The organism is Methylobacter sp. BlB1 (assembly GCF_015476545.1).
Lineage (GTDB): Bacteria > Pseudomonadota > Gammaproteobacteria > Methylococcales > Methylomonadaceae > Methylobacter.
Window position 1 is genome coordinate 1 of sequence record NZ_JADMKV010000036.1, and the last position, 24,298, is coordinate 24,298.

Annotated in this window: 29 protein-coding genes; 18 read left to right on the forward strand and 11 right to left on the reverse strand. The window is 50.5% G+C overall.

What is annotated here, in order from left to right:
* Positions 1 to 122 precede the first annotated feature (122 nt).
* On the reverse strand, positions 123 to 776 hold the full coding sequence (locus IT781_RS13775; protein ID WP_194970745.1) for an SOS response-associated peptidase: 654 nt from the start codon (positions 774 to 776) through the stop codon (positions 123 to 125).
* Position 777: 1 nt separating this feature from the next.
* Here IT781_RS13775 and IT781_RS13780 point away from each other — a divergent pair, with 1 nt between their 5' ends.
* From IT781_RS13780 to IT781_RS13820, 9 genes are all read left to right on the forward strand, one after another.
* Positions 778 to 1,683 (forward strand): 1-aminocyclopropane-1-carboxylate deaminase/D-cysteine desulfhydrase, encoded by a 906-nt coding sequence (locus IT781_RS13780; protein ID WP_194970746.1) that lies wholly within the window; start codon positions 778 to 780, stop codon positions 1,681 to 1,683.
* Positions 1,680 to 2,339, forward strand: coding sequence for a trans-aconitate 2-methyltransferase (locus tag IT781_RS13785; protein ID WP_194970747.1), 660 nt, complete (start codon positions 1,680 to 1,682; stop codon positions 2,337 to 2,339). The genes IT781_RS13780 and IT781_RS13785 overlap by 4 nt, the downstream gene beginning before the upstream one ends.
* Before the next feature lie 21 nt (positions 2,340 to 2,360).
* Positions 2,361 to 4,451 (forward strand): polyphosphate kinase 1, encoded by a 2,091-nt coding sequence (gene ppk1, locus IT781_RS13790; protein WP_194970748.1) that lies wholly within the window; start codon positions 2,361 to 2,363, stop codon positions 4,449 to 4,451.
* Between the two features lie 10 nt (positions 4,452 to 4,461).
* Positions 4,462 to 4,983 (forward strand): peptide deformylase, encoded by a 522-nt coding sequence (gene def, locus IT781_RS13795; RefSeq protein ID WP_194970749.1) that lies wholly within the window; start codon positions 4,462 to 4,464, stop codon positions 4,981 to 4,983.
* 166 nt (positions 4,984 to 5,149) lie between these two features.
* The gene (locus tag IT781_RS13800) at positions 5,150 to 5,455 is read left to right on the forward strand and encodes a hypothetical protein (protein WP_194970750.1); all 306 of its coding nucleotides are present in this window, start codon (positions 5,150 to 5,152) and stop codon (positions 5,453 to 5,455) included.
* 156 nt (positions 5,456 to 5,611) lie between these two features.
* The gene (locus IT781_RS13805; protein ID WP_194970751.1) at positions 5,612 to 5,869 is read left to right on the forward strand and encodes a hypothetical protein; all 258 of its coding nucleotides are present in this window, start codon (positions 5,612 to 5,614) and stop codon (positions 5,867 to 5,869) included.
* A 243-nt stretch (positions 5,870 to 6,112) separates the two neighbouring features.
* Complete coding sequence (locus IT781_RS13810) at positions 6,113 to 6,997, forward strand: LysR family transcriptional regulator (protein WP_194970752.1); 885 nt, start codon at positions 6,113 to 6,115, stop codon at positions 6,995 to 6,997.
* 30 nt (positions 6,998 to 7,027) lie between these two features.
* Entirely contained in the window at positions 7,028 to 7,942 is a 915-nt protein-coding gene (locus IT781_RS13815; protein WP_194970753.1) for a quinoprotein relay system zinc metallohydrolase 2, read from the forward strand.
* Between the two features lie 60 nt (positions 7,943 to 8,002).
* Entirely contained in the window at positions 8,003 to 8,836 is an 834-nt protein-coding gene (locus tag IT781_RS13820) for a quinoprotein dehydrogenase-associated SoxYZ-like carrier (protein WP_194970754.1), read from the forward strand.
* Positions 8,837 to 8,943: 107 nt separating this feature from the next.
* Here IT781_RS13820 and IT781_RS13825 read toward each other — a convergent pair whose 3' ends face one another.
* Genes IT781_RS13825 through IT781_RS13835 form a run of 4 tightly spaced genes read right to left on the reverse strand, consistent with a single transcriptional unit; the run spans position 8,944 to position 10,376 of the window.
* Complete coding sequence (locus IT781_RS13825; protein ID WP_194970755.1) at positions 8,944 to 9,339, reverse strand: hypothetical protein; 396 nt, start codon at positions 9,337 to 9,339, stop codon at positions 8,944 to 8,946.
* 10 nt (positions 9,340 to 9,349) lie between these two features.
* Entirely contained in the window at positions 9,350 to 9,577 is a 228-nt protein-coding gene (locus tag IT781_RS22880; protein ID WP_370527007.1) for a Uma2 family endonuclease, read from the reverse strand.
* Positions 9,493 to 9,906 carry a hypothetical protein gene (locus tag IT781_RS13830; protein ID WP_370527009.1) on the reverse strand — a complete coding sequence of 138 codons (414 nt, stop codon included), beginning with the start codon at positions 9,904 to 9,906 and terminating at the stop codon, positions 9,493 to 9,495. The genes IT781_RS22880 and IT781_RS13830 overlap by 85 nt, the downstream gene beginning before the upstream one ends.
* 14 nt (positions 9,907 to 9,920) lie before the next feature.
* Positions 9,921 to 10,376, reverse strand: a complete 456-nt coding sequence (locus tag IT781_RS13835; protein WP_194970756.1) for a DUF302 domain-containing protein — start codon at positions 10,374 to 10,376, stop codon at positions 9,921 to 9,923.
* 40 nt (positions 10,377 to 10,416) lie between these two features.
* On the opposite strand from IT781_RS13835, the gene mobA reads away from it, so the two are divergent.
* Both mobA and IT781_RS13845 read left to right on the forward strand, forming a co-directional pair.
* Complete coding sequence (gene mobA / locus IT781_RS13840) at positions 10,417 to 11,010, forward strand: molybdenum cofactor guanylyltransferase MobA (protein ID WP_194970757.1); 594 nt, start codon at positions 10,417 to 10,419, stop codon at positions 11,008 to 11,010.
* Positions 11,011 to 11,018: 8 nt separating this feature from the next.
* Positions 11,019 to 11,519, forward strand: a complete 501-nt coding sequence (locus IT781_RS13845; protein ID WP_194970758.1) for an endonuclease V — start codon at positions 11,019 to 11,021, stop codon at positions 11,517 to 11,519.
* Positions 11,520 to 11,612: 93 nt separating this feature from the next.
* Here the strand turns inward: IT781_RS13845 and htpX are convergent, their stop codons facing one another.
* Entirely contained in the window at positions 11,613 to 12,491 is an 879-nt protein-coding gene (gene htpX, locus IT781_RS13850) for a protease HtpX (RefSeq protein ID WP_194970759.1), read from the reverse strand.
* Between the two features lie 116 nt (positions 12,492 to 12,607).
* Between htpX and IT781_RS13855 the strand changes: the two genes are divergently transcribed.
* From IT781_RS13855 to IT781_RS13865, 3 genes are all read left to right on the forward strand, one after another.
* Positions 12,608 to 13,726 carry a sorbosone dehydrogenase family protein gene (locus tag IT781_RS13855; RefSeq protein ID WP_370527003.1) on the forward strand — a complete coding sequence of 373 codons (1,119 nt, stop codon included), beginning with the start codon at positions 12,608 to 12,610 and terminating at the stop codon, positions 13,724 to 13,726.
* Complete coding sequence (locus tag IT781_RS13860; RefSeq protein WP_194970761.1) at positions 13,726 to 14,325, forward strand: NUDIX domain-containing protein; 600 nt, start codon at positions 13,726 to 13,728, stop codon at positions 14,323 to 14,325. Before IT781_RS13855 ends, IT781_RS13860 begins: the two co-directional genes overlap by 1 nt.
* Before the next feature lie 148 nt (positions 14,326 to 14,473).
* The gene (locus IT781_RS13865; protein ID WP_194970762.1) at positions 14,474 to 15,268 is read left to right on the forward strand and encodes a lytic transglycosylase domain-containing protein; all 795 of its coding nucleotides are present in this window, start codon (positions 14,474 to 14,476) and stop codon (positions 15,266 to 15,268) included.
* Here the strand turns inward: IT781_RS13865 and IT781_RS13870 are convergent.
* From IT781_RS13870 to IT781_RS13885, 4 genes are read right to left on the reverse strand one after another with little or no spacing between them, the layout of a single operon-like run.
* Entirely contained in the window at positions 15,239 to 15,826 is a 588-nt protein-coding gene (locus IT781_RS13870) for a membrane integrity-associated transporter subunit PqiC (RefSeq protein ID WP_194970763.1), read from the reverse strand. The two genes, IT781_RS13865 and IT781_RS13870, sit on opposite strands and share 30 nt — an antisense overlap.
* Before the next feature lie 6 nt (positions 15,827 to 15,832).
* Positions 15,833 to 17,416 carry an intermembrane transport protein PqiB gene (locus tag IT781_RS13875; protein WP_194970764.1) on the reverse strand — a complete coding sequence of 528 codons (1,584 nt, stop codon included), beginning with the start codon at positions 17,414 to 17,416 and terminating at the stop codon, positions 15,833 to 15,835.
* A 2-nt stretch (positions 17,417 to 17,418) separates the two neighbouring features.
* The gene (locus tag IT781_RS13880; protein WP_194970765.1) at positions 17,419 to 18,036 is read right to left on the reverse strand and encodes a paraquat-inducible protein A; all 618 of its coding nucleotides are present in this window, start codon (positions 18,034 to 18,036) and stop codon (positions 17,419 to 17,421) included.
* Positions 18,033 to 18,656 carry a paraquat-inducible protein A gene (locus IT781_RS13885; protein ID WP_194970766.1) on the reverse strand — a complete coding sequence of 208 codons (624 nt, stop codon included), beginning with the start codon at positions 18,654 to 18,656 and terminating at the stop codon, positions 18,033 to 18,035. The genes IT781_RS13880 and IT781_RS13885 overlap by 4 nt, the downstream gene beginning before the upstream one ends.
* Before the next feature lie 275 nt (positions 18,657 to 18,931).
* On the opposite strand from IT781_RS13885, the gene IT781_RS13890 reads away from it, so the two are divergent.
* Positions 18,932 to 19,435 (forward strand): DUF1269 domain-containing protein, encoded by a 504-nt coding sequence (locus IT781_RS13890; RefSeq protein ID WP_194970767.1) that lies wholly within the window; start codon positions 18,932 to 18,934, stop codon positions 19,433 to 19,435.
* 123 nt (positions 19,436 to 19,558) lie between these two features.
* Here IT781_RS13890 and fae read toward each other — a convergent pair whose 3' ends face one another.
* Entirely contained in the window at positions 19,559 to 20,110 is a 552-nt protein-coding gene (gene fae, locus IT781_RS13895; RefSeq protein ID WP_194970768.1) for a formaldehyde-activating enzyme, read from the reverse strand.
* A gap of 177 nt (positions 20,111 to 20,287) precedes the next feature.
* On the opposite strand from fae, the gene IT781_RS13900 reads away from it, so the two are divergent.
* Genes IT781_RS13900 through IT781_RS13910 form a run of 3 tightly spaced genes read left to right on the forward strand, consistent with a single transcriptional unit; the run spans position 20,288 to position 24,074 of the window.
* A complete protein-coding gene (locus IT781_RS13900) occupies positions 20,288 to 22,135 on the forward strand; it encodes an LTA synthase family protein (RefSeq protein WP_194970769.1) in 1,848 nt (615 codons plus the stop codon).
* Positions 22,136 to 22,193: 58 nt separating this feature from the next.
* Positions 22,194 to 23,312, forward strand: a complete 1,119-nt coding sequence (locus tag IT781_RS13905) for a hypothetical protein (RefSeq protein ID WP_194970770.1) — start codon at positions 22,194 to 22,196, stop codon at positions 23,310 to 23,312.
* A gap of 24 nt (positions 23,313 to 23,336) precedes the next feature.
* Entirely contained in the window at positions 23,337 to 24,074 is a 738-nt protein-coding gene (locus IT781_RS13910) for a DUF434 domain-containing protein (RefSeq protein WP_194970771.1), read from the forward strand.
* Positions 24,075 to 24,298 lie beyond the last annotated feature (224 nt).

Here is a 24,298-nt window from a genome sequence, read left to right on the forward strand (position 1 = left end):
TCGCCCTTACAAGGCGAGGGTCGGGGGTTCGAACCCCTCAGCACCCACCAGACTTAAAAAGGTTTCTTATCGTTTGGAAGATCAATCTTCCAAACGGCAAACATTTCCCCCGAACAATTCCTTCAAGACAAACAATCCGCATCATTATGCACTGGGTTGTTCACCCGATTGCTGACTGGCGTCAGCAGCATGTCGCGATAAGCGTCTGATTGATCAAAAGACAAGACATCGGCCGCTTCGGTTTTTTTATCCAGCCAGTCAGTATAGTGTTCGGCCCCGACGATGACGGGCATGCGGTCGTGGATTGATGCGATTTTTGTACCGGCGCCTGTGGTGATGATTGCACAGGAATAGATCGTTTCGGACTCATTTTCCCAATGTTCCCAGATGCCTGCAAAAGCGAACAAGCGATTATCCGGATAATGGATGTGGTAAGGCCTCTTGCCTGATTCGGTACGCTGCCATTCATAAAAACCGGTCGCTGGAATCAAGCAGCGGCGTTTCCTGTAAGCCGATCTAAACGCTGGCTTTTCGGCCAATGTTTCTGCCCGTGCATTGATCATTCGATTGCCGATGCTGCGGTCTTTGGCCCAAGAGGGAATCAATCCCCAATGCAGATAGGCGGCCTTGTTGCTGCCGTCTTCCAATTGAACAATATTGAGAATTTTTTGTCCTGGAGGAATATTATAGTCAGGCTGATAATTGGCCAGACGCCGCAGGCTGAAATGCTCAATAATCTGCTGCTCTGAGGCTATCAATACAAAACGTCCACACATAATGCACCCGCAACTGATTCAACTGGAACAAACCTTCGACAAGTCCATTCTATCAAGAATTCATGATCCATTGCTTGAACGCCATGAAATCGAGTTGTGGATCAAACGCGACGATTTGCTGCATCCGGTCATCTCCGGCAATAAATGGCGAAAGCTCAAATATATTCTGGATCAGGCTTTGTCGTCAGGCGTGCATACGATCATCAGCATGGGCGGCGCTTATTCCAACCATTTGCATGCACTGGCTTATGCAGGGCGTGAATTGGGATTGAAAACGACAGGGCTTGTCCGTGGCGAACAGCCGGATGCATTAAACCCGACGCTGGCCGACGTGCAGAATTGGGGCATGGAGCTGAAATTCGTGTCTCGTTCCGATTACAGAGCGCTTCGCCACCATAAAGGCTGGCAGGATCTGCCCGGCATCGAGCCGCAGCAATACTGGCTGCCGGAAGGGGGCGCTCAGGCCTTGGCGTTGAAAGGCGTGGCGGAACTGGTTCAGGAAATCGACATACCTTATGACGTGCTCTGCGTGCCTTGCGGCACCGGCACGACGCTGGCCGGCATTGTTGAAGCCGTCCCGGAGAATGTAGCGGTTATCGGTTTTGCGGCATTGAAGAACGCGAATTTTTTAACGGGAGATGTCGAATCGCTGCTGAGCCGGCCCTATACTAACTGGCAAATCAATCTGGATTACCATTTTGGCGGTTTCGCGCAAGTCGATGCCGAATTGATGAACTTTATCGCCGCTTTCGAGCTTAAGGCACCTATTTCGCTGGAGCCGGTCTATACCGGCAAAATGCTTTACGGGCTTTACAATTTGATTGCCAAAGGCTATTTCAAGCCCGGCCAGCGAATTATTGCTGTCCATACCGGCGGTTTGCAGGGAAAAAGAGGATTTTGCCAATGAAAAGAGTGTTGGAACCGGAATTGATGGAAGATGAAGCGCAGGTCAGGGCCTATGCCGAAGCCGACTTTGAAATACCGCACAGCCAGTTCATTGAGCGCCTGCAGGTTTTCGTTAACGAACCCGACTTCAGCGGCACGGCTTTGGATTTAGGCTGCGGCCCCGGCGATATTAGCCGCCGTTTTGTCCAAGCCTATCCATTGTCCGAAGTATATGCTGTCGATGGTTCGGCGGCGATGATAAATTATGGTAAGTTATCGATAACTGATGAACTGAAATCGCGCATCAAGTTTATTCATGGTTTATTGCCTTATGTAAGCTTGCCGCAAGCCAGCTATGGCATTATCTTCAGCAATAGCCTGCTGCATCACTTGCCGGACCCTATGGTGCTCTGGGATGTCATTAAAAAATATGCCGTGCCGGGAACGCGGATAGTGGTCATGGATTTGTTACGTCCGGACGGCATTGACGAGGCACTGGCGATGGTTCAGGCCTATGCAGCTGATGAGCCGGACATTCTCAAACGGGATTTTTATCAATCGTTGCTGGCGGCGTTTCGCATGGAAGAAATCGCCGGGCAAATAGCACAGGCTGGTTTGGATCTAAACATTGAACAAATCAGCGATCGACATGTTTTTATCACAGGTATTGCAACCTGACAGCTTAAGGTGTAGTAAAAAATGGACATAATTGAAACAGACGAAATAATAGATCTTCAAAAACCTGAGCTGTATATCAATCGTGAATTAAGTTTGCTGGAGTTTAACAAACGGGTCCTGGCGCAGGCAAAGGATGAAAAGGTGCCTCTGCTAGAGAGGCTCAATTATCTATGCATCTCCAGTTCCAACCTGGATGAATTTTTTGAGGTCAGGGTAGCCAGCGTGTTGCAGATGGCGACTATGGACCCCAAGGCGATAGGGCCGGACGGCTTGACCCCGCATGAACAATTGGAGCAGATTTCGGTCAATGCCCATCAGCTGGTTGACGAGCAATATGAAGTCCTGAATGATATTCTTATCCCGCTGCTCAGCGAGCAGAATATCCATTTCATCCGCCGCAGCAAATGGACTGAAGCGCAGCGTAAATGGCTGGAAAATTACTTCAATGACGAACTGCTGCCGATTCTGACGCCTGTCGGCCTCGATTCGGCGCATCCTTTCCCGCGCATACTCAACAAGAGCTTAAATTTCATTATCTCTCTGACCGGCAAGGATGCGTTCGGCCGCAATAGCGGCAGGGCGATTTTACAGGCGCCCCGCGCATTGTCGCGCCTGGTGCAATTGCCTGCCGAGGAGACCGGCAGCGGGCCGGCTGATTTCGTGTTTTTGTCATCGATTATTCATGCCTTCGTGGGCGACTTGTTCAATGGCATGACGGTCAAGGGCTGTTATCAGTTCCGCGTGACGCGCAACAGCGATTTCTTTGTTGATGACGATGCGATAGACGATTTATTGCTGGCTGTTGAAGGCGAGCTGGCCATGCGTAACTATGGCGACGAGGTGCGTCTGGAAATCGATGCCAATTGCCCGGAAGAAACCGTGAATTTTTTACTGGGCCGCTTCGGCTTGACGCGCGACCGCCTGTATCTGGTGCACGGCCCAGTCAATCTGAACAGGGTGCAGGAGATTATTGACTTGGTGGAGAGGCCCGATCTCAAGTTCGTGCCGTTCAAGCCCAGCGTGCCGCCGCAACTGGCGCGCAACAAGGATATTTTTGCGGAGATCAAGCGCAATGACATCCTGCTGCATCATCCGTTCGAATCGTTCTCGCCGGTTGTCGAGTTTCTTCGCCAGGCGGCCGCCGACCCGGACGTATTGGCGATCAAGCAGACGCTGTATCGCACCGGTGCCGACTCGCCCATCGTCAGCGCTTTGGTCAAAGCGGCCAGAGCCGGCAAGGAAGTGACTGTCGTCATCGAATTGAGGGCGCGCTTCGACGAAAAAGCCAACATCAATCTGGCATCCAAGCTGCAGGAAGCGGCCGTGCATGTGGTGTACGGCGTGGTTGGCTATAAAACTCATGCCAAGATGTGCCTGGTGCTGAGAAGGGAAGGCAGTCAATTGTGCAATTATGTCCATCTGGGCACCGGCAACTATCATCCCAAGACGGCGCAGCTTTATACCGATTATGGCCTGTTTTCCTGCGATAAGGAATTAGGCGAGGATGTCCGGCGCGTGTTTGCCCAACTGACCAGCTTAGGCAAAGTGACCAAGTTGAATAAATTGTTGCAGTCGCCGTTCACCTTGCATAGCGGGCTGATCGACAAAATTGAACGCGAAATACGCCACGCCAAAAACGGCAAGCCGGCAAAAATTATCATCAAAGTCAACGCCATCGTTGAAGAGCAAAGTATTCAGGCCCTTTATCGGGCTTCGCAGGCCGGAGTTGTCGTTAAGCTGATCGTTCGGGGCGTCTGCTGTTTGACACCCGGAATTTCCGGAGTTTCTGAAAACATAGAAGTTCGATCCATTATCGGACGCTTTTTGGAGCATGGCCGTGTGTACGCGTTTGAGAATGACGGCAGCCGGGAAATTTATACCTCCAGCGCCGATTTAATGAATCGCAACATGTTCCGGCGCGTCGAGATCTGTTTTCCCATTGAAAACAAAAAATTGCATGATCGGATTTTGCATGATCTGGATCTGTATCTGCAGGATAACACGCAGGCATGGATACTACAGCCCGACGGCAGCTATCAGCGGCTTACGCAAACGGCTGATGATGAACCAATACAGGCTCAGACCATGCTCCTGAACGAACTGCTGTCTTAAGAGGTTCACCATGCGCGAGATTGTCCAATTGGGGGCCGAGGCACTAAGAAAAAAGGCGGAAGCGGTTGGTGATGTGCATGACGATGATATCCGGCGGATAATCGCCGATATGCAGAGCACATTGGCGGGTACGCAGGGCGTCGGCATTGCCGCGCCCCAGATCGGCGAGTCAAGACGGATCATTATCGTGGCATCGCGGCCTACGCCTCGCTATCCCCATGCGCCGCAGATGGAGCCAACAGTCATGATCAATCCGGCATTTGAACCCTTGTCGGATCATAAAGAAAAGGACTGGGAAGGCTGTTTAAGCATTCCGGGCATCCGCGCCTTGGTGCCGAGGTATCGGGAGATCCTGATCCGTTATACTGATCAGCAGGGGAATTTCGTGGAATTAAAGCTGGATGGCTTTGTTGCCCGGATTTTTCAGCATGAGTATGATCATCTGGAGGGCAGGGTGTATCTGGATAGCGTTGAGAATAATCGGGATATTTTTTCCGAGAGAGAATATTTCAAACTGATGGAAGGCTGTTAAATAAAAAACGTATCCCTTTGCTAGTATTGGCTGGCTACCCACTCAAGTATTAATGCCAAAACTTAAGTCAGAAAATTTTTTGCCAGTTTCAGATTAACAATCGAAACATTAAGTAGTCTATGATGCCTAAGTATTAAGACCTAAGTATTAACACTGGGAGAACATCATGAGGACATTTAAACTTGACGATGGTACTGAGTGTTTGGCGAAGGATTTTGTCGATGGCTATTCTAAATTTACGCTTGATGACGGTACTGAGTATTTGGCAGAAGATTTTATCGATGGGTATCTAATTGATCCGCTCTTGTTGGAGGAAAGACCGATACCAAAATCGCCTTTCATCATGCGTCATATCAGTCATAAATTTTCAGTGCATTATTTAATTAGGGGATGCATCATCTGTTTGGGTATATTTGATAATTTTGAAGATGCCCTGGGCTACGCTAAAAATATGCCTTTCAAGCACAATTAGGCCCAAGGCTTAGCACGGTTTTACACTGCTTTAACCAACGGTAACTTCCGGGACGGTGCGGGAAAATAAAAATTTAAGTCAGTCAGCTACAGATTAACAATTCTGGGACCAAATGGTCATCATGATTATGACTAAGGTTAAGGCCTGGGGGTAATCATGACTAAGTTTAAACTTGACGATGATACTGAGTATTGGGCTGAAGATTTTGTTGATGGATACCTGATTAATCCGCTCTTTTTACCTAATGTGTTGACTCCCAAATCACCTTTTATCATTCGCACTGAACATGGATTTTCGGTTCATTACTTAAATACCGGCGCTGGTGAGCAGTTCATGTGTTGGGGCGTTTTCGAGAGTCTTGATGATGCTCTAGACTGCATCAAGAACGGGTCCATTTTTCGTAATGGACATTAATATTGGCGCAATTATTAACCACGTTTTCTCCTTTTCCTTCTTCTGCATTTCGATGGTGCCGCCTGGCTAGACTTTAGCGGAGCAGAACTTGAATTGCAGATGTAATATCTATATCAAATCATCTTTTTTTAAAATAAACATCACAAACGGTGATATTATAAAGAGCTAATATTTGAAGCTTTTATTAAAGCTACAGCTCAATAAAAACTATAAAATACTTGGATAAAATTTCAGGAAATTGCATTGAATCCCAACCATTTACTTACTTTCGCCGTCGTTGCCCGTTTCAAGAGCATCACGCTGGCCGCGCAGCATCTGCATTTGGGGCAGCCGGCCGTCTCGGGACAGCTAAAGTTGCTGCAGAGCGAGGTCGGTGAGGCGCTTTACGAGCGCAAAGGCCATCAGATCGAATTGACTCCGGCCGGTAAAGGCTTGCTGGAATATGCCCAGAAAATGGATGCCGATTTCAATCAGGCTATCGACTATGTGCGTTGTCTGCAACAGATCAATACCGGTTTTCTGCGTTTGGGCTCCACCACTACGATCGCCAGCTTTTATCTGCCTCAGCATGTTGTGCAACTGCAGAAGCTGTATCCGGGGGTACAGGTATTTATGAAGACCTGGGATACGGCAGAAATCATCCGCAACCTGGGCGACCTTGATCTGGGCTTTATTGAAGGGCCGGTGGACGAGGATGAATTGCCAGGCAATTACGAGGTTGTACCGTGGCAGGATGATGAAATCGTGCTGGTTTTGCCGGAAGATCACAGCGTAGCGCAGGAGTATCCGGAAAGCGTGCCTTTGGAGGTTTTTACCCAGCATCCGGTGATTTGGCGCGAACCCGGTTCGGGAGCCCGGCATGTGGTCGAGCGGGCTTTGGCCGCAGCCGGCATCGCAGCGCCCGTCAGTATCGAAGTGACCGGCGTTTCCGGCATCAAAGAGTCGGTCAGGGCAGGGTTGGGCATCGGTTTCGCCTCTTCGCAGGCGCTGCGCCATGAGGCCAAAGGCCTAGTGGCGCGGCGCATCAATCCGCCGGACGGCCTGTTCTGGCATTTGAATATTGTTGCGCCCAAGCAGATCATTCAGTCCAGGGTGACTAAGGCATTTTTGGAATTGTGCCTTAAATGAATAAGTTTCAGGTTTTTACCAGAGGATAATATGAGATTTTTGTTTGCTTTAATTCTGTCGGCAGGTAGTGCCTATGCAACAGCTGCACAGGTCCTGTCGGTAACGGAAGTTGCTCCCGGCATTTATACGCATAGGGGTGTGCATGAATTGCCCGATACTAAAAATCATGGCGCTATCGCCAACATCGGTTTTATTGTCGGCGAACACTGTGTAGCGGTTATTGATACGGGCGGCAATCCGCAGCAGGGCGAATCCTTGAAACTGGCGATCAAACACGCGACTTCCAAGCCGGTTTGCTACGTTATCAACACACATGTCCACCCGGACCATATCTATGGCAACAAGGCCTTTAAAGAAGCCGGGGTCAAGTTCGTAGGTCATGAAAAACTGGCCCGGGCCATGGCGACACGCGGCGCTTACTATATCGATAAGGCAGCCGACCAACTCGATGTCAAGCTGACTGCCGACGATATTATTCCGCCTGATATAGCCGTCAAAGATCACCTGGATATCGATCTGGGCGGACGCACATTAAAGCTGACAGCCCATTCTGCGGCGCATACCGATAATGATCTGACCGTCTATGACGAACAGACCGACACCTTATGGATATCGGATTTGCTGTTTATAGAGCATTTGCCCGTGATAGACGGCAGCCTGAAAGGATGGTTGGCCGAGCTTGAAATACTGGAAAGTCATCCTTACAAGACGGTGATTCCGGGGCATGGGCCGATAGTCAAGGATTGGCCGAAAAGCATGCAGCCTGAAAAAGACTATCTGGAAATGCTGCTGACGGAAATCAGGGCCATGATCAAGCAGGGCAAGTATCTGGAAGAGGCCGTGGAAACAGTCGGCTATTCAGCGAAAGGGCAATGGCAGTTGTTCGATCAATTCCACCGCAAAAACGTCACGACCGCTTTTGCCGAGCTGGAATGGGAAAATTGATTTTTACGATATCGGCAAGAATCTTGCCGGTGTTTTATTTAGCGATTGGAGTTTTATAGTATGAAAAAACAGAAAACAAGATCCTGGCTTCTTGCTTTGCTGCTGATGCCGGCGCTGGCTTTGGCGGAAGGCGACGAGACTGAATGGACCAGCAAGATAAAGAATCAGTATTTTGCCGGCAAATCGATCGAGGAATCCAATGACATCATCGAAATCGAGGCGCCTTACCGGGCAGAAGATCCGGCGCTGGTGCCTATCAAGATTGTCAGCAAGATACCTCAAACTAAAGACAGCTACATTAAAAAAGTCCTGGTGCTGGTCGATAAAAACCCGTTTCCGTATGTCGGCGAGTTCGAATTTGCCCCGGAAAGCGGCAAGGCCGATCTGGCGATGCGGGTTCGGGTCAATACTTACAGCAATATCAGCGCTATCGCTGAAATGAATGACGGCAAGCTGGTCATGACCAAGAAGTTCGTTAAAGCCAGCGGAGGCTGCTCCGCCCCAATAGGCGCCGATCTCGATGCCGCCATGCAGCGCCTGGGCAAGATGAAATTCAGGCTCGATGAAGGCGTTAAAATCGGCGAGCCGAACCTCGCTCAACTGCTGATCAGTCATCCGAACATTACCGGCATGCAAATGGATCAGGTTACACGGTTCGTGAAGAAATCCCACTTCGTCAAGGAAGTGCGCGTTTCATTTAACGACAAGCCGATCCTGACCGCCAAAACCGATATCGCAATCAGCGCCGACCCTAATTTCAGGTTTTACTTTGTTCCGGACAAAGCCGGCGTGTTGAAGGCCGAGGTTTCCGATACCTCATGCGAGAGCCCGACCAGCCGCGATGCCTGTACGGCCGGCAACAGCTATAGTGAAACTTATACGCTCAATCCCTGATCTTGAGCTGTCGATAGATCGCTGATTAACCGCGAAGGTCACGAAGGAACTGTAAAAAACTTCGTGCCCTTCGTGGTTTCAAGCGTTGATCAGGTAATTTGCCCGGATTATTTTACAAAACAGCTTTTTTCCGCATATTCCTCGGCTTCTTTAAGCCGCTCACGCAGATCTTTGGCTCTCTTGGGATCGCGGAAAACACCGCCGCCTTCGCCGGGCATCTTGCGCAAATAGGAAACGGTTTGCGCGGCCTCGTATTCCTCGAATTTCAGCTTCTCGGCAATTTTGTCGATTTTACAGCCGCAGGCGTATTGAGTGATGTAAGTCAGCCCGCCGTGTTTGGCAACGCAGTTCAGGACGTATTCGACGCGATCACGGGTAGGATAATCGCTAACGAAAGGCGCGGGCTCGGCCGCTGCCTGCTCTGCTGGTTTTTCCGATGTAGCGGTGCAGCTTGCAAGAACGGTCAATAAGGCGGCGCTTAAAATTGAGTTGATGTTTTTCATTGATAGTTTCTTATTCCCATAAGTCAGAAAGTGAAAAAGTATGCTCTGTAAAAGGAGCGATGGCTATTGGATCGTCGTCGGCATAAGAACCGGTCAGCAGCCAATGCCGGTCACGTAATTCATATGCCTCCAACGTTTGCAGAACCGGATCGATCAGCCAGAGGTAGCCGACCCCCAGTTCCGCGTAAATCGGCATTTTAACAATCCGGTCGACGCGTGCGGTTGACGGCGACAGTATTTCACAAACCCAGTCAGGAGCTGTCTCAAACCATGCCGTTTCCGGCAGCGCCGGCATGATTTGCCGGCGCTGCCGGCAAGATCCGGCACAAGAACATGCGGTCCCAGATGGCATTCCGGTTCATCCATGATCCACCAGCCGCCAGGCCCGCCTTTGCCTTTTTGAAACGGCGAGACTAATTCATCACCCAGCGATGAAGAAGCCAAAGCATGCTTGGGCGTGGGCCTTGGATGCGTTTCCAGGTGGCCATTGATAATTTCACCGACGATATTCTCCGGCAAATCAAGGATGTCCTGGTAGCTGGCTTGCTTAAAGGCTGTATTGGTCATAGTGTGCTATCGGCCTATTGTTCAACGGCAAAATCGACAATTTGTTTTAACAGCGCGTTCATTTTAACGGAGAATTCGTTCAATTCCGGATTTTCAGTGTCAGTCGGCAATAAATGCGTTGATACGATGGTTTTGCCCTGGTAATTATACATGACCACATTGCAGGGCATGTGTCTGACTGAATGCGGCGACATCAACAGCAGGGTTTTCGCATGCGTCAAATTGCAGAACTGTATCGTGTCATAGTCGGGAAAATCCTTGGTGCCTCGGTCGCGAATGACTTTACCGATGCGGCTGTGCCCGGTTATCCTGAAATTGTTTTCGGCGATGGCGCTTTCCAGTTCAGCCAGGACATCATCATAGGGTTTGGTTGTTTCCACCTGATAATACGGTATGAATTCGCCGGCCGGCTGCGACGCGCATCCTGCCAAGATCAGCAGGCAACTGAAAATAACGGATCGTTGAAACATCTGTAGGTCACCTGATTCAAGGATTAATAAGCTTAGCATCATGAACAGTCAAACAAAAGTCACAGGCGTGATTCTCGCTGGCGGCCTGGCCAGGCGCATGAACAATCAGGACAAGGGCCTGATCAATTTCAAAGGCAGGCCGATGATCAGTTATGCCATCGCCGCCATGACGCCTGTCGTCGATCAGCTCATCATCAATGCCAATCGCAACCGCGAGCGCTACCGGCAATTTGGCTTGCCGGTCGTGGCTGATCAGACCGATACTTTCGACGGGCCTTTGGCCGGCGTGTTGACAGCCATGATTCATGCCGATGCGGACGTGCTGCTCGTCATGCCCTGCGATTCGCCTTTGGTGAAGGCCGAACACCTGCGAAAACTGCTGGCTGCGCGCGCCGAACAGGATGCCGATGTTGCCGTCGCCTTTGACGGCGAGCGCCTGCATCCGGTTTTTATGGCAATCAGGATCACGCTGAAATCCAGCCTGGAAGCTTATTTGTCCAGCGGCGAGCGTAAGATCGGCCTGTGGCTGGAGCAGCTGAATAGGGTGAAAGCGGATTTCAGCGATACGCCCGGCATATTCACTAATGTCAATACAATGACCGAGTTGTCAGCGCTGGAGGCCGGCAGTGATTAATTTTACCGATGCTATTAGCGGTAGATGTTGACTATCGGGACAGGAGCGCGTTTATCGCGGGCGTTGCCTTTGAAAACTGGCAGGATGCAATTGAAAAAAGCGTGTTCAGAAGCAGGCTCGACGATATCGAAGACTATATATCGGGGCAGTTTTACCGCAGAGAGCTGCCGTGCATACTGAAACTTATTGAAGAGCATGAGCTCGTTCCTAATTTAATCGTCATCGATGGATTTGTCTATCTGGACGGTAGATCAAGGCCGGGTTTGGGTAAGCATCTGTATGACGCATTACAAGGAAAAATCAGCGTGGTGGGCGTCGCTAAAAGACCGTTTAATGATATTGCTCAGGAATGTGAACTCTACAGAGGAGCGAGTAAAAAGCCTCTTTATATCACCAGCGTTGGAATACCGTTATCTGAGGCGAAGGATCACATTAAATCCATGCATGGTGAATACAGAATCCCTGCTTTGCTAAAGAAAGCCGACCGGATTTCCAAAACTATGCCATAGCCGGAAGTTAAGCATTCATTGATTATGATAGAAATATTTGGCAAGACTTATAAGAAAGCCGGACAGCGTACTGTCCGGCTTGGGTGAATAAAATCAGCGTTGATTTTGCAGCGCTGCAATACGCTCTTCCAACGGAGGATGGCTCATGAACAATTTTTGCACGCCTCCGCCGTTAATGCCGAAAGCAGCCAGTTGGCCAGGCAGGTCTTCCTGTTCTCCGCGTTGCAAAGCCCGTAACGCGCTGATCATTTTTTGACGGCCGGCCAGGTTGGCGCCGCCCGCATCGGCCCGGAATTCTCTGTAGCGCGAGAACCACATGACCAGCATGGTGGCCAGAAAGCCCAGCGCAATTTGCGCGACCATCTGCACGATATAATAAGCCGGGCCGTAGCCTTCGCCTTCCTCGTTCCGGAAGATCGTGCGATCGACGACATGACCGATCACGGTGGCGAAAAAGTAAACAAACGTGTTGACCACACCCTGCATCAACGCCATCGTGACCATATCGCCGTTAGCGACATGGCTGATTTCGTGGCCGACAACCGCTTCGACCTCGTCGGCGTTCATGTTTTGCAGCAGGCCGGTGCTGACAGCGACCAGCGCGCTGTTTCTGTTCGCGCCCGTAGCGAATGCATTCGGTTCATGAGCCTGAAAGATGCCGACTTCGGGCATGCCGATGCCTGCTTGCTTGGCCTGTTTGGCAACGGTGTTGACCAGCCATTGTTCAGTCTGGTTTTGCGGATATTCAATCACATGAACGCCCATGGCGCTTTTGGCGGTCCACTTGGACATGAGCAGAGAAATTATTGAACCTGTCATGCCGAAAACTGCCGAAATGATCAGCAAGGAGTTAAGATCCAGATTTACGCCGCGCGCATGCAGAGCGCCGCCCAGGCCTAAAAGGTTAAAGATAATGCTGATGACCAGCATTACCGCGATATTGGTAGCCAGAAAAAGAAGAATACGCTTCATGATAAAAAGTCCTTGAAGATTGAGAGGTTGCCAATGATATAGGGACGGAATAAATTAATTCAATAGAGTTGGGGAATGAAAATATAAATATTAATTTAATAATGGAGGGCATCATCATGTTTTTTAAGAGAATAATGTTGTTCGGCTTGCTTCTGTTTAATGCCGGCCTGGTATTTCCACAATCAGGACGTTATCAGGATGTCGTCAAACAACTGCAAGTGCCGCCCGGTTTTCGTATCTCTATTTTTGCCGATGATGTTCCCAATGCCCGCTCTCTGGCGTTAGGCGACAACGGAACCGTTTTTGTCGGCACAATGCAGCAAGGTTATGTTTATGCTGTGCAGGATAGCAATCGCGACGGCGTCGCCGATAAACGTTACGTCATCGACAGGGAGTTGAACATGCCCAACGGCGTAGCCTATAAAAATGGCGCGCTTTATGTAGCTGAAGTCAATCGCATTATCCGCTTCGACAATATCAGTCAGCATCTGGACAATCCGCCCAGACCGGTCACCATCTACGATAAACTGCCCTCGGATCAGCATCATGGCTGGAAATACCTGCGCTTTGGGCCGGACAACAAGCTCTACACGGCGGTCGGCGCCCCCTGCAATATCTGTAACCCTCGAGAAGAAATGTATGCCTCTTTGGGACGGCTGAATCCTGATGGCAGCGGAGCTGAAATTATCGCTCGCGGCATCAGGAATACTGTCGGCTTCGATTGGGAGCCGGTCAAGAAAACGCTGTACTTTACAGATAATGGCCGCGACTACATGGGCGATGACATACCGCCCGATGAGCTCAACAAATGGTCTGTCAAAGGCGAGCATTTCGGCTTTCCCTATTGTCATGGCGATGATATACCGGATCCCGAGTTTGCCGGCGATAGAAAATGTCAGGAATTCACCAAACCAGTCTGGAAAATCAAAGCGCATATGGCTGCGATAGGCATGCGTTTTTATCAGGGCAAACAGTTTCCGGCCGAGTATAAAAATCAATTGTTTGTCGCCGAGCATGGTTCCTGGAACCGCAGCGCGCCAGTAGGCTATCGCGTTGCCCTGATAAAATTCAGCCAGGGCAAGCCTGTTACAGAACAGCCCTTTGTCAGTGGCTGGTTGATTAAACAGGGCAAGGTGCTGGGGCGTCCGGTGGATGTGCTGGAAATGCCGGACGGCAGTATACTGATCAGCGACGATAAACTGGGCGTTATTTACAGAGTGGAATACAAAAAATAATGAAAAAACAGTTTGAGATTATCGACAGGAAAGTCGGCTACCAGGGCTTTTTCCGGCTGGAAACGTACCGTTTGAGACATTCCCTGTTCGCCGGCGGCTGGAGCGACGAGATTGATCGCGAGCTGTTTATGCGCGGCAATTGCGTAGCCGTTTTGTTATATGATCCCGATGCCGATAAAGTCGTGCTGATCGAGCAATTTAGAGTGGGGGGAATTTTGCAGCCCGAGAAAGCCTGGATGCTGGAGATTGTCGCCGGCGCCATAGAAGAAGGCGAAACGGCTGAGGAAGTCGCTTATCGCGAGTCAATGGAAGAAGCGGGCTGTGAAATTCAGGAATTAATGTTGATTAATGGATTTTATACCACTCCCGGCGGCTCTTCCGAATGGATTACCCTGTTCTGCGGCAAGGTCGACAGCACTCATGTCGGCGGCATTCATGGTCTGGATCATGAGCACGAGGACATCATGGTGCGCGCCGTGCATTTTGATGAAGTCTATCAGATGCTGGAAGACCGCCTGATTGAATCCGCCATTCCCATCCTCGCCATCCAATGGCTGGCTTTGAACAGGCCAAAGCTTAGGCAGAAATGGGGCAAATAAATTTTGCTGTATGAATTATTAAAAAAATATATTAATCATTAACTTAACAATAATTATAGAAATAACATCACTATAAAAAGCAAGACACACCGGTCTGGCATGCCATATGCCCCAGATCAATCTCGTGCAACAGAGTGTGGAGAGTGGTATGAGCAGGAACAAGGTATTGATCGTCGGACTTTTAACCTTTCCTTCTGTATGGGGGCATGCGGCCGAAGCTGATCGGATGTCGGCAAGTATTCGTAAACTGGCGGTCTCTTACGAACAAGGTCGCGGCGTTCAACAGGATTGCAGGAAAGCCTTCAAGTATTACCGCAGGGCCGCAGATATGGGCGATGCCTATTCCCGGCGCATGGTAAAAGACTATCAGGATGCTGAAGCCTTTCATGATTCAGTCTGTAACCCAGAGCCAAAATTCACATCTTCGGCTTTTATTGACAGTCCCGGCCGAAAATTTGTCGAGTCCTGGGTTAATAAAATTGCGCCTGTCTATGGCATCGATCCCAATCTGGTACTGGCCGTCATCCAGACTGAATCGGCGTTCAATCAAAAGGCTCTGTCCAGTAAAAACGCGCAGGGACTGATGCAACTGATTCCGGCTACTGCTGAACGCTTTGGCGTTAGGGATGTATGGAATCCGGTTCAGAATATTACCGGCGGCACGGCTTATTTGAGCTGGCTGATCCATCATTTCTCAGGCAATGTCGAACTGGTGCTGGCCGCTTATAACGCGGGCGAAGAGGCGGTAGAGCGCTATCAGGGCGTGCCGCCTTATGAAGAAACCCGGAATTATGTCAGACGCATACAGGCCTTATATAAGAAAACGACGCATCCGATTCCTGCAAAACCTATTGGAAATATCGCTCCGATACATCAGGCCGTCTTAAGGAGCATGCCTGGGGGTGAAGGTGATCTATTTTATCTTGGCCAGCGTCAGCGATAATTCCCGGCTGAATTCACCGAGCAGAGCGCTCAACGCATTGACGGTGCCCGTATATGATGTATCGGAAAGCGGCTGTTCAATTCTGGAATGGCCGTGAGTCAGTATTTGGTGATTTTTCTCATTCATGATGGCCCAGCCGGCTTCCAGATTGGCGGAACGGCCGGGATGCGTGTCGAACCGGACGACATCCACGATAATGCGGTAATCCACTGAGCCGAATGCGCCCCAAGGATAGGACCGGACAACATCGTCAGGCATCAGCAGCGCAAGGTCGCGCGTCAATACCTGAGTGATATTTTCTTTTAACGGCGAAGCCCATTGGTGAAATTCGGCGATTTCTATATTGTTGTCCGCCTTTCGGGTCACTATCTTTTGACGTTCGATCAGCGCCGGAATAGAGACGGGGCCTACGCCGATCAGGCGTTGTTTTTCCATGTCTGTCGCTGATGCAGGCGGCTTGCTGAAGGGTTCCAGTACATAAAAACGGGTCGGTGGCGTCGAGGCACAGGCCGACAGCAACAACAGACTGCCGATCAATAGCCAGTGTGAAATTTTCATGGGCATTTATTCCTCTTTCTTGCCGCGAATTAATGAATCCGGATGCTGTTCCAGAAAATCGGACAGCTGCCTGACCGAACTGGCCGCCTGAGAAAGCTCGCGAAGCAGTTGTTCCAGTTCGTACCGCGCCGTGGAGCCGGGTTCAAAGGTGTTTAACACCTGCTGGGCTGAGGTAATGGTATGGTCAGCGTTGCCTAGCGTGCCTTTAGCCGACTTGAGCATGTCGGTTGCCGCTTTCGATGTGCCCTGCAGCGATATCAGCGTCGTGTCGATGTCCTGGGTCAATTTGTCCAGCGGTAATTTGGCCACTTTATTCATGATGATATTGGCCGATTGTGTAAACTGATCCATGGAACTGGCCGTTGTTGGAAACTGGGGATGAGGTGTCGTGTTGTCGCTCAGGGCAATTTTGCTGTCCGGATAAAAATCCAGGTCGACAAGAAGTTGGCCAGTCAGCAGGCTGCCCGTTTGCAATTGCGCGCGCAAGCCTTTTTTGATCAGTCTTGCCATCATGTCCTCGTCGCTGACCCCTGGCTGACTGTTCACTTCCTTGATGCGTTCGGGTTCCAGCTCCACGATGACCGGCACGCGTATTTCCATGGTTTTTTTGTCGACTTCCAGATTGATGCCGGTGACCTTGCCGATCGGGATGCCGCGCAACTGCACCGGCGCGCCTTCCGTCAGACCGCGCAGCGAGCCCTTGAAATACATGACATATTTCAGCGTGTTTTTGTAGACAGTCTGGGTTGATTGCTCATAGGTATCATACAGCTGAAACAGCGTGTTTTCAGGCTGGATGTCAGTGGTCTTATCCTGAGCCGATGCCCGGAAAGCGATGCCGCCGCTCAACAGGGAGATCAAAGGTCCGGTTCTGACTTTAAAGCCGTCGGCGCCGGCCGATAAGTCGACACCGCTGTCTATCCAGAAACGCGTGTTTTTTCTGACAAACTGATCGTAAGGGGAATTGATGAATACGGTTAAGCGTATGGCATTGGCCTCGGCGGACAGCTCATGGCTGAGCACTTCGCCGACGATAATGCCGTGAAAATTAATCGGCGTGCCGGGGCGCATCGAGCCCAGATTGCTGGTTTCCAGTATGAATTGTTTGCCGTCGACATGGGTTTTCAGCAAGGGCGGCGTGGTGAGCCCGGTAAAATGCTCCTGTCTGCGGCCATTGCCGGGCTTCATGCCTATATAAGGCCCTGACAGCAAAGTGCCCAATCCCGAGATGCCGCCCAGGCCGACCTGAGGCCTTACCACCCAGAAGCTGGTGTTTTCCTTCAGATAGCCGGCGGCCGTGCTGTTCATCTGCGCCGTCACGCGAATGGTTTTGTTGTCATCATTGATCGAAATGGCCGTTACTTTGCCGACCTCGACATCAAGATAGCGTATTTTGGTTTTATCGACTTCCAGTCCTTCCGCCGTAGGGAAAGTGATCGTGATAACCGGCCCTTTTTCCATGTGCGATTTATAGATCAGCCAGCCGCTGACCAACAACGCGATAACCGGCAGGAACCATACCAGCGGTAATTCGGATTTTTTGTTGAGCGCTACGTCTGTGGCGTCGTAAGAATCGTTAAAGCTGTTCATACTTAATGTTGGTTGTCCCAGATGAGGCGTGGATCGAAACTTTTGGCCGCAAGCATCGTAAGCACCACGACGGCCGCAAATGCCGTGGCCGCAGGCCCTGCAATAACACGGGCAATGCCGCCCATATCGACCAAAGAAACGAGGATGGAAATCATGAAAATATCGAGCATGGACCAGCGGCCGACAAAGGCGATAATACGATACATGACCGTCCATTTATGGGCGTCGACCTGCCAGCGGTAATGCGTGCACAGCAGCAGTAAGGCGATGCCGAGCAGTTTCAGCAGCGGCACCAGAATGCTGGCGACCAGGACCAGCATGGCGATGGGCATCATGCCGCCTTTGATCAGTTCGATAATGCCGCCGATAATCGTGTGCGGTTCGCCGGCAGTCAATTGGGTAACGGTCATGATCGGGTAAAGATTGGCCGGAATGTAAAGCAGAAATGCGCTGATCAACAGCGCCCAGGTGCGCTGCATGCTGTTCGGCAGGCGCGCATGCAGAGAGCTGCCGCAAAGCCGGCAATGCGAAGGCCGGCCAGCCGCCGAGATATTTGTCAAACAGCCGCAGTCATGGCAGCGGATAAGGCCTTGCGCCAGTGCGCTTACTTCTTTTTTCATGGAGAATGCTTAGGGCGCAGCTGTTCTATACGGCGCCAGAACAGGTATTGATCCAGGCTGCTGGCCAGCATGGCGTTAACGATCAATAAAGTGACAAATGCATACAGGCCGAAGCCGAATCTGAGCTCAGCCATCGATGCCAGCTTGACGCAGGCAACAATAATGCCCAGCGTGTAAACCTCCAGCATGGCCCATTCTTCAATGTGTTGCAGCCATCGCATCCAGCGCGGCAGAAGCTGGTTCGGTTTCTGGAAATAAAGATGGCCGCTCACCAGCAGAGACAGCACAATATTAACCAAAGGGAACAGTATGCTGGATAAGAACACCAGTATGGCGACAGCCCACATGTCTTCCTGGTATAGCGTTGCCACGCCGGACCATAACGTACCGTCTCGCGTGTTGCCCAGCACTTTTATGCCGACCAGCGGCAATAGATTGGCCGGAAAAATCAGTATCAGTCCGGCGATCGACAGTGCGAAGGTGCGCTCGATGCTTTGTTTGCGCGGGCGCTGGAGCAAGTAACCGCAACGGGGGCATTGCGCTTTGTCGCCCATGGCTGGCTGGGCCGGATTCAATAACAAATCGCATTCGGCGCAGGCATCAAGTTCAATTCTACTCATGGTCCAACTGTTTTAAGCGGGTAAATTGGCGATCAAGCTGAGACATTAACTGCTAAGTATAACATGAACCTACAAGCAGCTTGAGTGACACATTGCCGTATTTTGCATTTTCGGCGGGAGAATTTTCCAGTGAATGCATACAGATAGCTTAAGTAGTCGCACTAATTGATAAAAATCGTCTTTTCATCATAATAAAATAACGGATTTTAGTTCCAGTTCTATTGTCGTTAAAGCAGAAATCCGGATTGTTTAATCTGACTTGAGTTGGAAACATCATGAGAACAATATACTTTTTAGTTCCTGATATTGAAACGACCCATAAAATTGTCGACGAACTGCGTGCTGAAGGTATAGAAGAACGGCATATCCATGTACTCGCCAAACGGGATACGCCGCTAGAGGATATGCCTGAAGCCTCCCTATTGCAGAAAACGGATTTTATTCCGGCTTTGGAACGAGGCGCTCTCTTGGGCGGCACCGGTGGATTATTAGCCGGTCTGGCGGGTTTGGCTTTCTCCGGATTTGTGATCGCCGGAGGCGCCATACTGGGCGCCATCATGGCTGGCGCAACCATTGGTTCGCTGGGAGGCGGCCTGATGGGGATGAATGTCGGAAATACCAAGCTGAAACAGTTTGAAGATGCCATTGAAAAGGGTGAATTGCTCGTTCTAATCGATATCCCCCGCGAACGGATAGAGGATATTAAGCAAAAAGTTCTCAAGCATCATCCGACTGCCGAATTTGAGGGTATAGAACCGATCCTGCCTAGCGGATATTAAGCAAAAAATTCTCAAGCATCATCCCACTGTCGAATTCGAGGGTATGGAATCGATTCTGCTTGGCGGATAAAGATGACTCCCATCCCGCACAGCAGAATGGGGGCCAAGTCCATCAATCCAAAATTACCACTGAGACTCGCCAGTTTCAGGATCGTACATCTCGTGAACAATTTTATTGCGGTTGGCAATTAATTCCTCAATGCTGGGCGAATTGCTCATGGCGCGCGAAATAGCCAACTTCATGGCTTCATAGTTGGTGCGGTATAAATCCTTGCGATCCACATCCGGGTCCGCCGCGCATTCAGGGGCGATCCAGAGCATCGCGATAATGCACAAATCATTGGCTTTATCAGCCGGAATAACGCCTTCAATCACGCTGTCCAGCACTGCGTCAGCCACGGCGGACTGCACAGGGCCGCCGAACAGATTTACATAAGCGCTGGATTTGATAGTGACTTTAGGCACCATGATAGTGGCAGGGCGCACCTGCTGATTGCAGGCGCGAATGGCGAACATGCGCGTATGGCCTTCGGTCTGTCCCATCAGATTGGCAAACGCCTGGCCTGCCGGCCCTTTAACATCGCCAATCAGGATCTCAGGCATCGCGTCCGTGCCTTGACCTTCGCTGGAAAATACCGTTGCTTCACCGGTTCTGAACCAAATTGTATCTGACATTGAAACCCCCAAAATTAAAAGTATAAGAAACGGGCATTCTATGACGGATAAAGAGAAGCCGGCAATAATGAAAATTAGATGAAGATGATTCAGCGTGCAGTAAGGATGGTTATAATAAGCTGAGACCAATCAGCAATCTATTTGACTGTTTCCAGAAATCCCACTTTTTTAATCATTATGTTATTAAAATTTTTACCCGTTATTTCCACGACGGTGTTTTATGCGCTGTATTATCTGATCAGCGTCTTTAAATTCGACGTAGAGTTCCACTTTAAAGCCATACCTTACGATTATCTGCTGCAAGTCATTATCGGTTACATCCTCTTCGCTTTTTCAAGACGCCTATGGATCTTCCTGGTGATCCAGGCCCTGGTGATGGGCATACTCTATGTCGGCAATGCTATAAAGATATCTTTTTTCGGCGGCCCGATCATGCCGGACGATATACATGCGTTACGCTCCCTGTTGCTGATCCTCGAAGGCTGGCGGTTCTTTGCCGCGGCGGTGCCATTGGCCGCCATCGCTGGGTTGCTGTTGTACAACTTTACCATGCGGCATTGGACCTCTTATGTCGCCAGTTTCGTTGTATTTCTGTTCGGCATCACCATGACCTATGAGCCCAAGTTGATTGTCGATCCTCTCGATAAATTCTTTGGCAATTCAGTATGGGATCAGCGTTCCAATTATGTCTGGCACGGCGCGACGGTTTATACCATTCAGGAGAGCGCGCGCCGTATTGTCGAGGCCGATGTGGTGCCTGATCTGGACAGGGCTCAGGAAGCGGCTGAAAAACTGCGGATGGCTGCGCCGAAAAAAGTCGCCGATGCTCAGTCGTTTACGCCGCGCAATGTACATCTCGTCCTGCTGGAGTCTTTCTGGGACCCGAATGAACTGAAGAAAGCGAAATACAAGCAGAATCCGCTGTCGCCGGAATTTCGCAAGCTTTGGAAAAGCGCGGGCTATTCACATGCGCTATCGCCGGTATTCGGCGGCTTTACCGCCAATTCGGAATTTGAAGTCCTGTGCGGGTTTCCGGTTGTTAAGGATAACGTCAAATTCGAGCGCCAGTTGCTGAACGATGTGCCTTGTCTGCCGCATATTCTTGCCGAAAACGGTTACAAGACAATAGCATCCCATCCTAATGTGCCCGTCTTCTGGAATCGTGTAAATGCTTATCGGCGCATCGGTTTCCAGACTTACTATTCGATACAGGATTTCGTGCTGGATGACATGAACCGCGAATTTCTGTCCGACGTTTCGCTGTACCGCCAGGTTATGGAGAAAATCCAGCCGTCTCTGGATGCGAAGCAACCGATTCTGGATTATATCGTGACCTATTTCGGGCACTGGAATTATCCTTTAAGCGAAAACAGGCCCGATAAAGTGTCATCGCCTTCTCCTGTAGAGGAAGTATCGAGTTATGGTAATACAGTCTATTACAAGTCCAGGGAAATGATGGGTTTTATTGACGAAATGCGCAAACGCGATCCGGACGGCATTATTGTATTGTTTGGCGATCACTTGCCTTTTCTGGGCGAGAATTTTGCCGGCTATGTCGATTCAGGCGTGCTGGCATCCAACCGCAGCGACTTTACGCCCGATATGTTCAGGTTTTATGTCAGCACGCCGATGCTGATCATCGACGGCAAACGCGGGCCGGTTAAATTCGGCAGCATGCCGCTTTATCAGGTGCCCAAGTTCGTACTGAACCTGCTGAATTTCAACGAGCCGACCATCATGGATTATACCGACTCCATGCCGGATATGCGGGTGCGGCCATTGCCTGGCCTGCATTTCAACCTTGCACACGACGGGAAAGTGGATCTCTGCAAGGAGCCGCCTTATTCGGCTGGCTGCCAGGCTTCCGCCGATTGGCTGCGTGACGTGCTGGTGGTCGGTAATGATTTGTTCATAGGCCGCCAATTTACCCGCCCCAAGCATCCTGCCATTGAGGAGGATATTTCTGAGCCTGTAACAGCCGATGTTACGGCCAAGCAGGAAGAAGAGACCAAGAAAACGAAATAAAGCTACAAGCGTAGTAGGGCGGCTCGATGGCCGTCCATTGATTTTTCGGAGAAAACGCATGAAAAAATATTTTCCAATAACGATGCTCAGCCTCTCCGCGCTTTTTTCAAACAGCGGCTGGGCGAATCAAATCACCGTTCCGCTGCAGATTGATTACAGCATGATTGAGAAAGCGCTGGTTACACAGCTCTACAAAGGTGCTGGCCACAGCGCCCAGCTCTGGAACGACAAGCAGGGATGCAGTTATTTAAAGTTTTCCAATCCACAGGTCAGCGGACAAAACGGTCAGGTCCGGCTATTAAATGAAGTCCAGGCCCGGTTCGGGACCGGGTTTGGCGGTCAATGCGTACCCATGCTGGACTGGGCGGGGGTATTGGAGACTTTTCAGCAGCCGACCCTGAATGCCGAGCAGTCTGTCGTGACCTTTCCTGTGACTCGCGCCAACGCTTACGATAGTCAAGGCCGTCAATTGACTATCGATAAATTGCAGGATCTGATCACCCGCGTCGTCGAACCCAGACTTGCTGCCGTGAAAGTGGATCTGAATGAATCCCGTGTCGATATTCAGCAAACCTTGGCCAAGTTTTTGCCAAGAGAGAACGCCGCGCAATTTCAGGAGATAGTGAATACGCTGAGATTCAACAACGTTCAGGCGCAAGATAACGGCATTAACGTTAATCTCGCCTTCGATGCGCCGGCTCAAATGGCCGCGTCCAAGCAAGGTCCGGCTCCGGCCTTCAGCGAAGCGGAGCAACAGCAATGGGCGGCCACCTGGCAGCAATGGGATGAGTTTTTGTCATCAGCCATTAAAAAGGCGTCCGATGACACCCAGTCGCAGGAGGTGCGCGAAACCTTGATGCAAATTCTGCTGGATTCGCGAGCCGCCTTCCAGGCCGGCTTGAAAGGGCAGAGCGCGAACGGCGCCGATCCTGTCCGCGTATTCTTTACCGACACTTGGGAGCGTCTGGCGCCTGTCCTGAAAACCGTCGCCAAGGAAGTGCCCGGTATACAAGGCATGCAATATCTGACATTCATAGCCGCGACCGACGTCATGTATGAGCTTGAGAATCTCGGCGCGCCTTTCGGCCTGGAGATTTCCTCGGAAGGTTTGCGCAGACTGGCGCGCATGCTGATCGCCGGCAGGCAGGAGCACATGGAGTCAAGGCCGGGAATATAATCTTAATGGGCCAGGCAGCAAAATATGAATACGCATGGACAAAGGCATCGAAGCGCGCACCTCGGCGATAAAGAGTTATTCAACGATGAGAATTTGCTGCACTTGCGCAAGGCCGCCTATGACCTTGACTGGCTACTCAATCGCGGCTATGCTCGGCATTCCGCCATCAAGCTGGTAGGCGACCATTACCAGTTGCCTAAACGCCAACGCCTGGCTATTTCCAGAGCAGCCTGCTCGGATGAAAGCAGGGCGATGAGAGCAGCGAAATGCCTGCCGATTGAGGCCATCAAAGAGCGGCAACTGGTTATCGATGGGCTCAATCTGGTCATTACAATCGAAACAATCATGGCCGGCGGCGTAGCGCTGCGCTGCCGGGATGGCTGCATCCGCGATATAGCCAGCATCCACGGCACTTACCGGCAGGTCCATGAAACCGGCAATGTCATAGTGCTTATCGGTCAGGCGCTTGAGATTTTCGGGCCGGAAAACATCCTATGGGTTTTCGACAGACCTGTTTCCAATAGCGGCCGCTTGGCGGTCATGGTGCGCGAAATCGCTGAAGCTCAGGGCCAGAACTGGCAGGCTGCTTTAATGGACAATCCTGATCAATTCATCATCCGTTCCGGTCAAATTGCAATTACCTCCGATTCAGCTGTTTTGGACGAAGTCAGTCAATGGGTAAATCTAACTGATTACATCGTGGCGAATTTTTTTCCTGGAGCTTGGATTATTGACTTTTCCAATACCGATTGCCCGGTCTGATAATTGATGTTACGCATCAGCCGAATTGCGATGGGTTTAACAAAATTGGAGCAACTGTAGGATCGAATTCACTTGTGCCTTTTAGAGTGTATTCGACCCGGGACAAACGCCCGTGTACCGGTTTCTGTAGTGCGAATACCCGCAAGGGGCACAAGTAAATTTGCACCTACATGCGTGCATCACTATTCAGGCAACGATGTGCTGCGAGTTGAATGAAAAGCGCG